Annotated in this window: 14 protein-coding genes; 8 read left to right on the top strand and 6 right to left on the bottom strand. The window is 64.9% G+C overall.

The features are described from left to right. The first annotated feature begins 3 nt into the window (after positions 1 to 3). The 6 genes from QXZ94_RS01295 to QXZ94_RS01270 are packed head-to-tail and all read left to right on the top strand — an operon-like array spanning position 4 to position 6,412. On the top strand, positions 4 to 885 hold the full coding sequence (locus QXZ94_RS01295) for an ABC transporter permease (RefSeq protein ID WP_315718883.1): 882 nt from the start codon (positions 4 to 6) through the stop codon (positions 883 to 885). 14 nt (positions 886 to 899) lie between these two features. Next, entirely contained in the window at positions 900 to 1,964 is a 1,065-nt protein-coding gene (locus QXZ94_RS01290; RefSeq protein WP_315718882.1) for an extracellular solute-binding protein, read from the top strand. Then, complete coding sequence (locus QXZ94_RS01285; RefSeq protein WP_315718881.1) at positions 1,961 to 3,043, top strand: ABC transporter ATP-binding protein; 1,083 nt, start codon at positions 1,961 to 1,963, stop codon at positions 3,041 to 3,043. Before QXZ94_RS01290 ends, QXZ94_RS01285 begins: the two co-directional genes overlap by 4 nt. 13 nt (positions 3,044 to 3,056) lie before the next feature. After that, the gene (locus QXZ94_RS01280) at positions 3,057 to 3,758 is read left to right on the top strand and encodes an AroM family protein (RefSeq protein WP_315718880.1); all 702 of its coding nucleotides are present in this window, start codon (positions 3,057 to 3,059) and stop codon (positions 3,756 to 3,758) included. Next, positions 3,755 to 4,855 (top strand): DUF917 domain-containing protein, encoded by a 1,101-nt coding sequence (locus tag QXZ94_RS01275; RefSeq protein WP_315718879.1) that lies wholly within the window; start codon positions 3,755 to 3,757, stop codon positions 4,853 to 4,855. Before QXZ94_RS01280 ends, QXZ94_RS01275 begins: the two co-directional genes overlap by 4 nt. A 3-nt stretch (positions 4,856 to 4,858) precedes the next feature. Continuing rightward, positions 4,859 to 6,412 carry a hydantoinase/oxoprolinase family protein gene (locus QXZ94_RS01270; RefSeq protein WP_315718878.1) on the top strand — a complete coding sequence of 518 codons (1,554 nt, stop codon included), beginning with the start codon at positions 4,859 to 4,861 and terminating at the stop codon, positions 6,410 to 6,412. A 10-nt stretch (positions 6,413 to 6,422) separates the two neighbouring features. Here QXZ94_RS01270 and pncA read toward each other — a convergent pair whose 3' ends face one another. Further along, positions 6,423 to 7,067 (bottom strand): bifunctional nicotinamidase/pyrazinamidase, encoded by a 645-nt coding sequence (pncA, locus tag QXZ94_RS01265; RefSeq protein ID WP_315718877.1) that lies wholly within the window; start codon positions 7,065 to 7,067, stop codon positions 6,423 to 6,425. A gap of 171 nt (positions 7,068 to 7,238) precedes the next feature. Between pncA and QXZ94_RS01260 the strand changes: the two genes are divergently transcribed. After that, positions 7,239 to 7,532, top strand: a complete 294-nt coding sequence (locus QXZ94_RS01260) for a hypothetical protein (protein ID WP_315718876.1) — start codon at positions 7,239 to 7,241, stop codon at positions 7,530 to 7,532. 59 nt (positions 7,533 to 7,591) lie between these two features. Continuing rightward, a complete protein-coding gene (locus QXZ94_RS01255) occupies positions 7,592 to 7,792 on the top strand; it encodes a zinc finger domain-containing protein (RefSeq protein WP_172110720.1) in 201 nt (66 codons plus the stop codon). A gap of 2 nt (positions 7,793 to 7,794) precedes the next feature. Here the strand turns inward: QXZ94_RS01255 and QXZ94_RS01250 are convergent, their stop codons facing one another. The 5 genes from QXZ94_RS01250 to QXZ94_RS01230 form a co-directional block, all read right to left on the bottom strand. Continuing rightward, complete coding sequence (locus tag QXZ94_RS01250) at positions 7,795 to 7,995, bottom strand: DUF3606 domain-containing protein (protein WP_172110721.1); 201 nt, start codon at positions 7,993 to 7,995, stop codon at positions 7,795 to 7,797. Between the two features lie 75 nt (positions 7,996 to 8,070). Beyond that, on the bottom strand, positions 8,071 to 9,621 hold the full coding sequence (locus QXZ94_RS01245; protein ID WP_315718875.1) for an aldehyde dehydrogenase family protein: 1,551 nt from the start codon (positions 9,619 to 9,621) through the stop codon (positions 8,071 to 8,073). A 723-nt stretch (positions 9,622 to 10,344) separates the two neighbouring features. Beyond that, on the bottom strand, positions 10,345 to 11,694 hold the full coding sequence (locus QXZ94_RS01240; RefSeq protein ID WP_315718874.1) for a hypothetical protein: 1,350 nt from the start codon (positions 11,692 to 11,694) through the stop codon (positions 10,345 to 10,347). 397 nt (positions 11,695 to 12,091) lie between these two features. Next, positions 12,092 to 12,922, bottom strand: a complete 831-nt coding sequence (locus QXZ94_RS01235) for a hypothetical protein (RefSeq protein WP_315718873.1) — start codon at positions 12,920 to 12,922, stop codon at positions 12,092 to 12,094. Positions 12,923 to 13,035: 113 nt separating this feature from the next. Further along, positions 13,036 to 13,191 (bottom strand): hypothetical protein, encoded by a 156-nt coding sequence (locus tag QXZ94_RS01230; protein ID WP_315718872.1) that lies wholly within the window; start codon positions 13,189 to 13,191, stop codon positions 13,036 to 13,038. Positions 13,192 to 13,286: the final 95 nt, after the last annotated feature.

Raw genomic sequence — 13,286 nt, 5'->3', positions numbered from 1 at the left:
CCGATGACGAGCCCTGCTCGAGGATCGCAGCCGCCGCTTGCTGCGCCGGTTGAACTGGCGGCCGCCGCATCTGCCCGTCACAGCAGGACGCCGCCGCTCCGGTGGGGGCGCAGGCTCTACCTTGCCGCCAACGCCGCCATCCTCATCTTCCTGCTCGCACCGATCGCGATCGTGATCGTGTTCGCGCTGAATCCGACGCCCTTCATCCAGTTTCCGCCGGTCGGCGTCTCCTTGCGCTGGTTCGAGAAATTCTTCGCCTCGCGCGACTTCATGCACGCGCTGCTGTTCAGCATCGAAGTCGCGGCCATGACCACGGTCGCAGCCACCGTGCTCGGCGCATCGGCCGCGCTGGCGATCGCCCGCGGCAACCTGCCGGGCTCTCGGCTGATCGTGGCGACCATGCTGTCGCCCCTGATGCTGCCTGCGATCCTCACCGGTCTTGCGCTGTTCCAGTCCTATGTCCTGCTCGATGTGGGCCGGCCAACGTGGGGGCTCGTGGCAGGTCACACGCTGGTGACGATCCCATACGTGGTTCGAACCACGCTCGCGGTGCTGCATAATTTCGACGTGCGGCTCGAGGAGGCCGCGCAGAACCTCGGCGCCAGTCCAACCCGGACCTTCTTCGAGGTGACCTTGCCGCTGGTCAAACCCGGCGTGATGGCGGGCGGAATCTTTGCCTTCATCGTCTCGTTCGACCAATTCCCGGTGTCGCTGTTCCTGGTCGCGCCGGGCGGCGAAACCTTGCCGGTCACGCTGTTCAACTACCTCAAGTTCGATCTCGACGGCACTATCGGCGCCGCCTCGGTCGTCTCCATCCTGCTCGCCTTCATCGTCGTCATCGCGCTCGACCGCACCGTGGGTCTGCGCTCCTACGTCAAACTCTAAGGGAGACCCTGGACATGACCGCATCATCGCGTCGCTTCCCCCTGAGCCGCCGGCGCCTGTTGACATCGGCTGCTGCGCTTGGTGCCGGCGTCATCGCGGCCCCGTACGTCGCGCACGCCGAGGAGCCGGTGCTGAACATCACCGGCTGGGGCGGCAAATGGGGCGACGTCATGAAGGCCGAGATCGGCCCCGCCTTCGAGAGCGAGTTCAAGTGCAAGCTTAAGACCGACACCGCGTTTCCGTTCCTGCCCAAGCTGCAGGCGAGCTCGCGCTCGGCGCCGATCTACGACGTGCTGCACACCAACTCCAATGAGCAGTGGGCGGCGGTCGAGATGGGCCTCGTCGAGCCGAAGGTCGATCCCAAGCTGGTGCCGAACATCGCCGACGTCTACCCCTACGCCGTCAGCGACAAGATCGTCGGCGTCTGCATCTTCACCAGCGCCATCGGCCTGGGCATGCGCACCGACAAGGGCTATGCCGGCATCACGTCCTGGAAGGAGCTGTGGGACGCGAAGTACAATGGCGTTCGCGGCGGCTACGTGATCCCGGTCAACAGCCTGGGACAGGCCTTCCTGATGATGTGCGGCACGCTCTACGGCAAGGGGCAGGCCGATCTCGATGCGGCCTATGCGGCGCTCGAGAAGCTGAAGCCGATCAAGCTCGTCGACTTCACCGGCGCGATGGAAAAGCTGTTCCTGTCCGGTGAGGTCGGACTCGGCGTCATCCACGACTCCGGCATCTACCGCTATGACGGACAGAACCAGCCGATCGACTTCATCACGCCGAGCGAGGGCGTACTGTCGCTCGAGCAGGTGCTCACGATCACGCCCGGCAGCAAAATGAAGGAGCTTGCCAACGCGTATGTGAACTACATGCTGCGCCCCGAGGTGCAGAAGCGCCTGGCCGAAACTGTCTGGTACTCGCCCGCCAACAAGAAGGTGAAGCTCGACGCCAAGTACGATGCCAAGCTGCTGACGACGCCCGAGAAGGTCAGCAAGCTGATCCAGGTCGACTGGAAGTGGTACAACGCGCAGAAGGACGAGATCGACAGCCGGGTGAACCGGATCTTCCGCGCATGAGCGCGGCCATCGAGATCGCCTCGGTCAGCAAGATCTATGACGGCGGCGTTCGCGCCGTCGACGCGGTCGCCATGGACATAAGGCCGGGCGAGTTCTTCTCGCTGCTCGGCCCGTCCGGCTGCGGCAAGACCACGACTCTGCGCATGATCGCGGGCTTCGACAGCCCGAGCACCGGCGAGATCCGCCTCGACGGCGCCGACATCACCCATGTGCCCGCGCACAAGCGCGACATGGCGATGGTGTTCCAGAACTACGCGCTGTTTCCGCACCGGACGGTGGCCGAGAACGTCGCCTTCGGCTTGCGCATGCGCAAGGTCGATAAGGAGACCATCGCCGCCAAGGTGAAGGCGGCGCTGGCGATGGTCGAATTGTCGGGCATGGAGGATCGCAGGCCGGCACAGCTCTCCGGCGGCCAGCAGCAGCGCGTCGCGCTCGCGCGCGCCATCGTGATCTCGCCGCGCGTCCTGCTGTGCGACGAACCGCTCGGCGCACTCGACAAGAAGCTGCGCCAGCAGATGCAGTTCGAGCTGAAGCAGTTGCAGAAGAACCTGGGCGTGACGCTGGTGTTCGTCACCCACGACCAGGAAGAGGCGCTGGCGATGTCGGATCGCATCGCGGTGATGAATGCCGGTCGCGTCGAGCAGATCGGCACACCGGTCGAGATCTACGATCAGCCGCGGACGTGCTTTGTCGCCGACTTCATCGGCGACACCAATATTTTTCGCGGCCAGCGCGTGACCGTGGACGGCGGCCCTGGGATCACCGTCGGCAATGGTCTCGTGCTGCCGCTGCCTCGCTCGGTCACTCCAGTCGATGGCGACGTTCTGTCGGTCGCGCTGCGGCCGGAGAAGATCACAGTGTCCCCTGCCGATCAGGCCGACGCCAAGAGCCTGTCGGCGCAAGGGACGGTCGAGAGCAGCAACTTTCTCGGTGGTGCCGTGCTCTACCGCGTCGTTCTCGACGGCGGCCAGCGCGTGCTGGCGCAGCAGCCGAATTCCGGAGCCGGTCCCCTCCATACGCCAGGCCAGGCCGTTGCGCTCGGCTGGCGGCCGGCCGATCTCGTCATTCTCGAGGATTGATATTTTGAACGTCATGCTTTCATCCCCGTCTCCCGCCCACCTCACCCAGCGGCGCATGGGCATCGTCGTCATCGGCCAAAGCCCGCGCCCGGCAATGGAGGCCGAGATCGCGGCGGTGTTGTCGCCAGGGATGACAATCGAGCTGCGCGGCGCGCTCGACGGCATGAGCCGCGCCGAGATCGATTTGATTCCGCCGATCGATGGCGCGGATGCGCTGTTCACCTTGCTGCCGAACGGCGACAATGTCCGTCTCAGCAAGAAGGCCGTCGAGACCCGCGCCAACGCGCAGCTCGCAAAGTTTCGCCAGGAGGGCATCGACGTCGTCATGCTCGCCTGCACCGGCAAGTTCCCGAACCTCGCGCCCGAAGGACTCGTCGTACTGCCCTCGGCCGTGCTGCACAAGATGGTCGAGGCCGTGCTGCCGAAGGGGCGCCTCGGCGTGTTCTCGCCGCTGCCGGAGCAGACCGCGCTTATCGCCGGGAAGTGGCAGCGCGAGGGCGTCGAAGTTGTTGGCGTCACGCTGCAGCCCGGCTCTGATGACGCCACCGTCGACGCCGCGGCGCGCGAGATGGCGGCCAGGCAGCCCGATCTCGTCGTGCTCGACTGCATGAGCTACTCCAGCGCCAACAAGGCCCGCGTGCGTCGGCATTATCCGGGTCCCGTGATCCTGTCGATCGCAGCGGCCGCGCGCGTGGTCGAGGAGCTGGTGTCGTGAGCGCGGTCGAGATGAAGACGATCAGCCTCGACGACATCGAGGCGCTGGCGGTCGGCGCCTGGATTCTCGGCACCGGCGGCGGCGGCAGTCCCTATCTCGGCCTGCTCAATCTGCGCCGCCTCTATGCCGAGGGGCATCGCGTGCAGCTGATGTCGCCGCTCGATCTCGGCGACGACGACTGGGTCGCCGTGGTATCCAACATGGGCGCACCTCTGGTCGGCCAGGAGCGGCTCGCCGACAGCCGCAGCATCGCGCGCGCCGTGCGCATGCAGGAGGAGGTCAACGGCATCACGTTCCGCGCCGTGATGTCGGTCGAGATCGGCGGCGGCAATGGCATGCAGGCGCTGATGGCGGCCGCGCATCTCGGCATTCCCGTCGTCGACGCCGACTGCATGGGCCGCGCCTTTCCCGAGGCGCAGATGACCTCGGTGGCGATCGGCGACCTCAAGCCTTATCCCTGCACCTTGTACGATCCGCGCGGCATCGAGGCGGTGGTGACCAAGGTGCCCTCGTGGAAATGGATGGAGCGCGCCAGCCGCAAGATCTGCGTCGAGATGGGCTCGATCGCCTCGACCAGCAAGGCGCCGCGCACGGGGCGCGAGGTCAAGGACTGGGGCATCCATTTCACCACGACCAAGGCGATCGCGATCGGCCGCGCCGTCAACGCCGCCAACAAGAACCACGGGGATCCGATCGCGGCGATCCTCGACTGCGAGGGCGGCCAGCGGCTGTTCTCCGGCAAGATCGTCGACGTCGAGCGCCGCACCACCGAAGGCTTCCTCCGCGGCTCTGCCGTCATCGAGGGCAGCGACGCTGATCGCGGCACGCAGCTCAAGCTGTCGTTCCAGAACGAGTGGATCGTGGCCTGGCGCGATGATCAGGCGATCGCGATGTCGCCCGACCTGATCTGCGTGCTCGACAGCGTCAATGGCCACGGCATTGGCACCGAGACCGTGCGCTACGGCCAGCGGGTGACGGTGATCGCCCTGCCCGCCCCCGCGGTGCTGACCAGCCCGCGCGGCCTCGATTTCGTCGGCCCCCGCGCCTTTGGTTACGACCTCGATTTCCGGTCGCTGTTTGCGACCTCTGGAGCCTAGTGAATGAAGCGGATTGGTATTGACGTCGGTGGCACCAACACCGACGCGGTCTTGATTGCCGACGACAAGGTCGTCCACTCCGTCAAGGCCGCCACCACCGCCGACGTCACTTCCGGCATTCTGGCGGCGCTGAAGGCGCTGCGCGAAGATCCCGCAGCGGCCGTGCCGGTCGATGCGGTCGTGATCGGCACCACGCATTTCATCAATGCGGTGGTGCAGCGGCGACATCTGCACAAGATCGGCGCCATCAGGATCGGCATGCCCGCTTCCGCCTCGCTGCCGCCGTTCTGCGACTGGCCGGCGGATCTGGCCGATCTCGTCAGCGGCGAGACGTTCATGCTGGAGGGCGGCCATGATTATGACGGTCGTCCCTTCATGCCGCTCGACACCGACGGCCTGAAGGCCGCCGCGCGCGCGATCAAGGCCAAGGGGCTGCGCTCGGTCGCGGTCGCCTCGTCGTTCTCGCCGCTCGATCCGACCCACGAAAACACCGCGCGGGAGATCTTTGCCGAGATCTGCCCCGACGTTGCCGTCACGCTCTCGCACGACCTCGGACGGATCGGCCTGTTGGAGCGCGAGAATGCCGCGCTGCTCAACGCCGCGCTCCACGACCTCGCGGTCACGACCGTCGCCGCCTTCCGCAAGGCGATCGCGGATTCGGGCATCGATGCGCCGCTGTTCCTGACGCAGAACGACGGCACCGTGATGCAGGCGGAGATCGCGACCGCGTTTCCGGTCATGAGCTTCGCCTCCGGCGCCACCAATTCGATGCGCGGCGCCGCGTATCTCTCGGGCCTCGACGACGCCATGGTCGTCGACGTCGGCGGCACCACCAGCGACATCGGCCAGCTGCGCCACGGCTTTCCGCGCGAGGCCAACGCCGTGGTCGAGGTCGGCGGCGTGCGCACCCTGTTCCGCATGCCCGACCTGCTCTCGATCGGCCTCGGCGGCGGCAGCCACGTCGACGAGAACCCGGTCCGCGTCGGGCCGGTCAGCGTCGGATACCGGCTGACCTCCGACGCGCTGGTGTTCGGCGGTCAGCAGCTCACCGCAACCGACATCGCCGTCGCAGCGGGGCTGATCGACATCGGCGATCGCGCGCGCGTCGCGCATCTGCCGAAAGCCCTGATCGAGGCCGCGCTCGCCGATGCCCACCGCAAGCTCGAGGGCGACATCGACCGCATGAAGACCGAGGCCGGCGACGTGCCGCTGCTCGCGGTCGGCGGCGGCGCCTTCCTGGTGCCGGAGCGGCTTGCCGGCATTTCCGAGATCGTCCGCGTCGACCATGGCGACTGCGCCAACGCGGTCGGCGCCGCCATCGCCCAGGTCTCCGGCGAGGCCGACCAGGTGTTCCGCGACATGACCCGCGACGAGGCCATCGCGGCCGCCCGCGGCATCGCCGAGGCGCGGGCCGTGCAGGCCGGCGCCGCAGCCGATACGCTCAAGACGGTCGACGTCGAGGACATGCCGATCGCCTACCTCCCCGGCAACGCGCTGCGCGTCCGAGTCCGCGTCGCCGGCGCCATCGCCGAGCCGAACATCGGCGCGGCCGCGTAGCCGCGCCGCCTCACGCCAGCTCGGCGATCCTGATCACCCCCGCCTCGGCACCTTCAGCCTTGGCGGCCGCCATCGAGCCGCCGAGATCGATGCCGCGGCAGGCATTGTCGACGACCACCGCCGCGAAACCGAGCCGGCGCGCGTCGACGGCCGAATAGTGCACGCAGAAATCGGTCGCGAGACCGACGAGAAAAACCCGCTTCAAGCCGCGCTCGCGCAGATATCCGGCAAGTCCGGTCGGCGTGGTCTTGTCGTTCTCGAAGAATGCCGAATAGGAATCGATCGCGGAGCGAAAGCCCTTGCGGATGATCATCTGCGCCTTGTCGGTCGCAAGGCCCGGATGAAGCGCCGCGCCCGGCGTGCCCTGGATGCAGTGGTCCGGCCACAAGGTCTGCGGCCCGTAGGGCATCGTGATGCTCTCGAACGGCGCCTTGCCCGGATGGCTGGAGGCGAACGAACTGTGTCCCGCCGGATGCCAGTCCTGCGTCAGCACGACGTGATCGAACAGCCCGCTCAGCCGGTTGATCACGGGGACCACGGCATCGCCGTCGGCCACCGCCAGCGCGCCGCCGGGACAAAAGTCGTTCTGCACATCGATGATGAGCAGCACATCCTCGTTGGCCTTGATCTGCATCCCTGTCTGCACCCGTTTCATCAAACTTCGCCAAAAATTCCGCCAAGGATGGCCTCGGCACGCGGCGATCTCAAGCCGGACCGCCGAACATTCCGCCAGCAGCCAGCCCCTCCATTCTGGAATCCCTGCCCTGCGGGCCGGGCCTGGAAACGCCGGACGGACTGATGGATTCTCCCTGCTGGAGAGAAGCCGATGCCCACCGCCGTCACATGCCGCTCCGCCAGCCAGCGCCTCGAGCGCTGGGCGACCGCCACGCTGCTGGAGGCCGGAGCGATCGTCGCGTGCGAGCCGCACGGCTGGATGCTGGATCGCGGCGATCCGCAGGCGCAGGCAGCGGCCGTCCGCATCGCGCGCGACGATCCGCCGCGCGGTGTCAGCCGTTCGGAAGCGGTTGCAGCGATCGAGGAGGTGCTGGGCGCGATCGGCGACACCTGCCCTGAATGTTCTGGCGAAGGCGAAGCGGAAGAATTGCCAAGATTCAGATAAGTGATTCCGCCTCTACCCGAAGATGTCCTAGCCTGCGGCATCGACCGGGAGACGTCGTGATGCCAAAGCATTCCGCCCCATGGCTGCTGCGTAAACCATGCCCGACCTGCGGCCGGGCCCTCGTGGTGCGCGAAGGCAAGGGCGAGCGGCACGAGCTGATCTGTCCGGTCTGCGACGGTCCCGATCCGCTGCATTCGCCGAGGGCGCTCGGCTGGACCAGGGGATCGCTGCGGCCGCCGGAGCGGCCGCAGAAGAATTGACGTCACGAACGCGAAAGCTTGCGCTCGACCTTCTTGCGGCTGTTGCCCACCTTCTTGACCGCCTTCTTCACGGCCGACGCCGAGCGGCCGCTCTTCCTGGCTTCGTAGCCGACTTCGTAGTCCTGACCGCCCGCGACGCGGGCACGATCCTGCTTGCGTCCACGCGCCGATGTCTTCGCCGCGGCCTTCTTCGTCGTCGCCATGATGGTCCTCCTTGTCAGCGCGCAACGCACGAATCGGCCGATCAGTTCCGCCGACGACAGGAGGCCTCATGCCGATCACCCGATGTCGAACTTGACGCCCTGCGCCAGCGGCAGGCTGCGGCCGTAGTTCACCGTGTTGGTGGCGCGGCGCATATAGGCCTTCCATGAATCCGATCCCGACTCGCGGCCGCCGCCGGTCTCCTTTTCGCCGCCGAACGCGCCGCCGATCTCGGCGCCCGAGGGACCGATGTTGACATTGGCGATGCCGCAATCGGAGCCGCGCGAGGACACGAACAATTCGGCCTCGCGCAGATCGTTGGTGAAGATCGACGACGACAACCCCTGCGGCACGGCGTTGTGCAGCTCGATCGCCGCATCGAGGTCGCGATAGGGCATCACGTAGAGGATCGGCGCAAAGGTCTCGCGCTCGACCGGGCCGCTCTGGGTGGCGATCTCGACCAGGGCCGGCCGCACGTAAAAAGCGCCTTCAAAACCGCCGACCGCGACGCGCTCGCCGCCGAACACGCGACCGCCGTGATCCCGCGCCGCGCTCAAGGCGTCCTGCATGGTGTCATAGGCGCCGCGATCGATCAGCGGACCGATCAAGGTGCCCTGCTGCAGCGGATTGCCGATCGCGACCGAGGCATAGGCCTGCTTCAGGCGCGGCACCAGATGCTCATACACATCCGCATGGACGAACAGGCGGCGCAGGCTTGTGCAGCGCTGGCCGGCGGTGCCCATCGCGGCAAAGGCCACGGCGCGCAAGGTGAGATCGAGATCGGCCGAGGGCGCGACGATCGCGGCATTGTTGCCGCCGAGCTCGAGAAGGGCGCGGGCAAAGCGGCCGGCAAGACAGGCGCCGACCACGCGTCCCATCGCGGTCGATCCGGTCGCCGACACCAGCGGCACCCTGACGTCGTCGACCAGCATCTCGCCGACGGCGCGGCCGCCGAGCAGCAGGCCGGTCAGACCATCCGGCGCGTCGCCGCCGTCACGGCGAAAGCGGGCCAGCGCACGCGCCAGCAGCGCGTCGGTCGCCAGCGCCGTCAGCGGCGTCTTCTCCGAGGGCTTCCAGACGACGCTGTTGCCGCACACCAGCGCGATCGCCGCGTTCCAGGCCCACACCGCGACGGGAAAGTTGAAGGCCGAGATGACGCCGGTCACGCCGAGGGGATGCCATGTCTCCATCATGCGGTGCTCGGCGCGCTCGGTGGCGATGGTCAGGCCATAGAGCTGGCGCGACAGGCCGACGGCGAAGTCGCAGATGTCGATCATCTCCTGGACCTCGCCGAGCCCCTCGGAAACGATCTTGCCGGCCTCGATCGAGACCAGCCGGCCGAGCGCCGCCTTGTTGGCGCGCAGCTCCTCGCCGAGCAGCCGTACCAGCTCGCCGCGCTTCGGCGCCGGCAGCAGCCGCCACTGCAGGAACGCGGCATGCGCCCGCGCGATCACGGCCGTCGCGTCCGCCCTGGTGTCGTCATGCACATGCGCCAGCACCTCGCCGGTCACCGGCGAGCGGGCGGCGCGCGTCCCGCCGCGCAGGCGCTCCGGCGCGACACCGAGCGAGGTCAGGATCTCGGTCGTCTGGGCGGTGAGATTGAGAGGATCGGCAGGGCTGGCGGACATATGCAACTCCGGATTTGTCTTTCGCGCCGGTGCGCGTGAGACGATCATGGATGATCCATCGTGAATGCCCCCGTGTAGATCAAATTCCGGCGGGGCGCGAGCATCGGGGCGCTGGGCAATCGGCCACTCGGCGGCGGGATGACAGGGCGGCGGACCGACTCATGACGGACTGGCGCACATCGGCGCGATCCGCGACGCCGACGCGCCCGGGCTGTTGAGATCGACGGACCCTCGCAGAGCACGAGGGCGCAGGGAATGCCGGGCGCTGGCCGCAACCCATGGCCCGCCTGCAGCAAAAAAAGCAGGCGGCAGTCACCACAGGTTCAGCCGAACTCCGGCATTCCCTGCGCGATGGTCTTCACGCTTATATCGTGCTCTCCCCGGTGTACGGCTCCTTAGCCACCGTCGCCCTCGGGATCGCCCGAAAGCTTAGCGCCAGCGTCGCGGCGCCAGGACCACACGACTTTGCGTCCGCAAGCTCACCGCTCGTCCGCGCACCAGGTGCGCGACGGCAAGCCCGCGGCCATCGCCTCCCCGCCTCACGTGTCGTGACGATCGCGATACGCCCCTCGTGGCGAAGCAGGATGCGTGCAATAGAGCATACTTTCTGGAAAAGCGAAAGAAGAATCTTTTGTGAGGCAGGAAAAGAAGGGTGCGCGCCCCGCAGGTCCGGAGCGCACCGGAGGGGGATCATCGCCTAGCCTGAATACTCCACGATCCGGTCTATTCATCTGCGGCATGCCAATAGTCGGACGTGCGCATCAAGCAAGCCATTCCTGCGCTCCAAATATCACTTACTCTTATTTTCTGGATCACCTCTTCGAGGTCGGCCGGCCAGTGATACAGTTTCTTATTCTCCCTTCGATCCACTGCATGGGTCCACATCGCGGCGACATCAGAAAATTCCGTATCAAGCACAACGTTACAGAGAAAATTATACTGATAGTACCGCAAATCTACGCCGAAGCCGACCACGCGAAGATCCTTGATCAGGGACTCGGAATCACGACCGATTGCAACTTGCGAATACTTCAAACCAAGTTCTTCGTCTAAGGCGCGCCTGACGACTGCAAATAAGTCGATACGCCCAAGCCTATTCACATTTGCCGTTGGACGAATGCCTTCGACGACAGCCACGTCGAATTCATCGCGACGGAAACTTACGTTTTGCCTCTGGCCGATTACGATGGAATTGTCTCTAGCGCATACAACGTTGACAACGACTCCGACACCTGATGTTAGGTGCGTCAGAACATTTTTGGGATCATCCTGTGAAATCAACTGCTCCCACCTGAAGCGCAGTCCGCCCGGCCCCTTCGCCGCGCAATTGAACCGGTAGAACGATCGAACAAACTTTACGTCCAATATCGGCCGTTCATCCGAGTCAGGTTTCGTAGTTACACTTATCGACTTTATAGCGACGGTTGGATTGTCGCTTGTTTCAGATTTTCGTCGCTTCCAATCCCGTTTAATATCTACGGCAAGGCTGTTGAACTGCGCATCTTCTGGATCTAGGACCTTCGGCGCCCTTAATATCTGAAGCTGCAATTCATCGCGACCAAATCCTCCGGGTCCTGCCGAAACAACGTCGACCCAAGTTGTCCAGCTTTTTCTAATGCTGAGCGCCGCACATGCTAGCGGACCGAACTCAGCTGCAGCATATCGCTGCCTTACGTCTCCTGTTATGAGATGCGAGTTTATGCCTGCGACGTTCTCGCTGCCAACCCTCAGGCTTTGATTGTTGAGCAACTCAGCTGCATCTTCGTGTGAAATGAGAGATCCACGAAGTATCCAATACAACGTTTCATCATCCCCCTCGTACTTCTTCAATTCAACGCTCTCGACATCCTCTTTCGAAATCGTGACACGCCGAATTTTGGTTGCTCCGCTTTCCGCAATGCAGGCCGCGATATTAGCAACGTCGATACGTGTGAGCTTACCCTTGACGTCCGCAAGGTAGTTGCGCACGTTGTGTGGAAGCTTGGGATCTATGGGATCCCGGAGAGCGTTGTGTCGCTGAGCTGCGACCAGCCGTCCCAAAGGGTGAGGTGGGTATTCCGTCCGCCTAGCCATCAAAAACCTCCGCAAGCCTTTGTCAAACAAAGGGATTTATCCCGACCTGCCCGTGGAACCGATGCACATATACGGTTTGCATTGCTCGCCGGAACATTTTTCCGCCCGGTGCGCTCAGGAAAGGGCACCCCAATGATGACCTACGCCTGCATTACGTTGATCTCCGCCCACCTAGTGATGGCCGTCGGCTACTGGCTTCTGCTGCTGGCTCACGGATAGAGACAACACCCTGTCCCAGCAAATTGAGGACGGGCGTTGAGCCCGTCCTCTTTTCTTGGCGGTCGTCAGGATGACAACGGCGCATATAATTCGTCTAAAACGAAATCTCAAACTTGACCGGCGCGGGAGACGTCAGACGGGACGAGCCGAGCTCCCGCAGGCCAGAGCGAGGGCCGCGTCAAACCGCGGTCCTATGCACGGAGGCCGGCCCCCGCGCGACAGCTCCCGCGTGCAGGACCGTCCCGATCCGCCACACTGCAATAGCGGCCACCAGCATGGTCGCCGGGCCCCACAATGACACGACACGTTCGTGGACCTCGAGAACAAAAGTCAGCCTCATTGCATCGTAGAGCATATGTGCGACGATCAGGCTGAGTACGACGCCGGTCCACGGCTCTCCGCCTGGCCGTAACGACAGCACCAAGGCAGCGCCGATGAATGCGCCACACGCAACCAGCGTGGCTGCAGCGCGCACGGCCTGAAACGGCATCAGCCAGTACGGCGTCCTTGCAAAAGTCCAACCGGCGGCGCTGACCGCCGTGTCCACGCAGGCGAGCACCGCAAAGACGGCCAGAAACAAGTATCCGACGCGAAAGATGAACCTCGGCTTCGACAACCATTCGACCAGCCTGAGCGCGCCGGCCGCTGCCGCGAGGAAGGCCAATTGGGCCGCCAGGCCGAACACGATCCTCTCCATGGAGGACAGCGGCTGATCACCGATCAGCTTGACCACGTTGACGAGCCAGAGATGGCAGGGCAGCGCGAGGACCGCGCCGATCCAGCGCGGGGCTCCAAGGCCGAGAGCAATGCGAAGAGCTCCGAAAATTCCCAACAGGCAGCCGGCTATCGCGAGCGCCCAATACCAGGAGATGAATGCAAGTCCCGGATCGAGAGCCATCGAGCCGGCGACCAATCCGGCAAGCATCGTCACAGCTATCAGATAGGATAGGGGCGGCAGCCAGGCGGCCGCCCTCTTGAATATCTCACCAATCTCACTATTGACGACCATGCACGATGTCCCCCGCCAAGAGTGATGCTGCCGCGCGACGTACGCGCCGGTGCACATATGCATCATCTGACGAAAAGCCAGACGATCATGCGCCCACAACGGTTCGCCACGCGCTAGCTCGCGATCTGGTTTGGGAGCACGACATAGGCTGCGTAGAGCACGGCGAGCAGAACGCCGATTGCCAGGGATTGCAGCGCGACCAACAGCCAGAACAGCCGCGGGTTGTCGTATCTCGACAGGACCAGCCCGACGCCCAGCCTGACCTGCATCGTTCGAAGGCTGTCGAATAATTTCAGCACCGCCCATGCAAGGGCAGGACGATGACGAGCAGGATCGACGTCACCTGCATCGGACGATGGCATCG

The organism is Bradyrhizobium sp. SZCCHNS2022, from assembly GCF_032377575.1.
In the GTDB taxonomy this organism is placed as follows: domain Bacteria; phylum Pseudomonadota; class Alphaproteobacteria; order Rhizobiales; family Xanthobacteraceae; genus Bradyrhizobium; species Bradyrhizobium aeschynomenes.
This window is presented reverse-complemented; position numbering and strand designations above follow the sequence as displayed.

Excerpts from the sequence above, each read along its gene's own strand:
- QXZ94_RS01280 (WP_315718880.1), top strand. The coding sequence starts at position 3,057 with ATGCTTTCATCCCCGTCTCCCGCCCACCTCACCCAGCGGCGCATGGGC.
- QXZ94_RS01250 (WP_172110721.1), bottom strand. The coding sequence starts at position 7,995 with ATGGCGACGACGAAGAAGGCCGCGGCGAAGACATCGGCGCGTGGACGC.
- QXZ94_RS01235 (WP_315718873.1), bottom strand. The coding sequence starts at position 12,922 with ATGGTCGTCAATAGTGAGATTGGTGAGATATTCAAGAGGGCGGCCGCC.
- QXZ94_RS01295 (WP_315718883.1), top strand. The coding sequence starts at position 4 with ATGACGAGCCCTGCTCGAGGATCGCAGCCGCCGCTTGCTGCGCCGGTT.
- QXZ94_RS01285 (WP_315718881.1), top strand. The coding sequence starts at position 1,961 with ATGAGCGCGGCCATCGAGATCGCCTCGGTCAGCAAGATCTATGACGGC.
- QXZ94_RS01255 (WP_172110720.1), top strand. The coding sequence starts at position 7,592 with ATGCCAAAGCATTCCGCCCCATGGCTGCTGCGTAAACCATGCCCGACC.
- QXZ94_RS01260 (WP_315718876.1), top strand. The coding sequence starts at position 7,239 with ATGCCCACCGCCGTCACATGCCGCTCCGCCAGCCAGCGCCTCGAGCGC.
- QXZ94_RS01245 (WP_315718875.1), bottom strand. The coding sequence starts at position 9,621 with ATGTCCGCCAGCCCTGCCGATCCTCTCAATCTCACCGCCCAGACGACC.
- QXZ94_RS01230 (WP_315718872.1), bottom strand. The coding sequence starts at position 13,191 with ATGCAGGTCAGGCTGGGCGTCGGGCTGGTCCTGTCGAGATACGACAAC.
- pncA (WP_315718877.1), bottom strand. The coding sequence starts at position 7,067 with ATGAAACGGGTGCAGACAGGGATGCAGATCAAGGCCAACGAGGATGTG.
- QXZ94_RS01240 (WP_315718874.1), bottom strand. The coding sequence starts at position 11,694 with ATGGCTAGGCGGACGGAATACCCACCTCACCCTTTGGGACGGCTGGTC.
- QXZ94_RS01270 (WP_315718878.1), top strand. The coding sequence starts at position 4,859 with ATGAAGCGGATTGGTATTGACGTCGGTGGCACCAACACCGACGCGGTC.
- QXZ94_RS01290 (WP_315718882.1), top strand. The coding sequence starts at position 900 with ATGACCGCATCATCGCGTCGCTTCCCCCTGAGCCGCCGGCGCCTGTTG.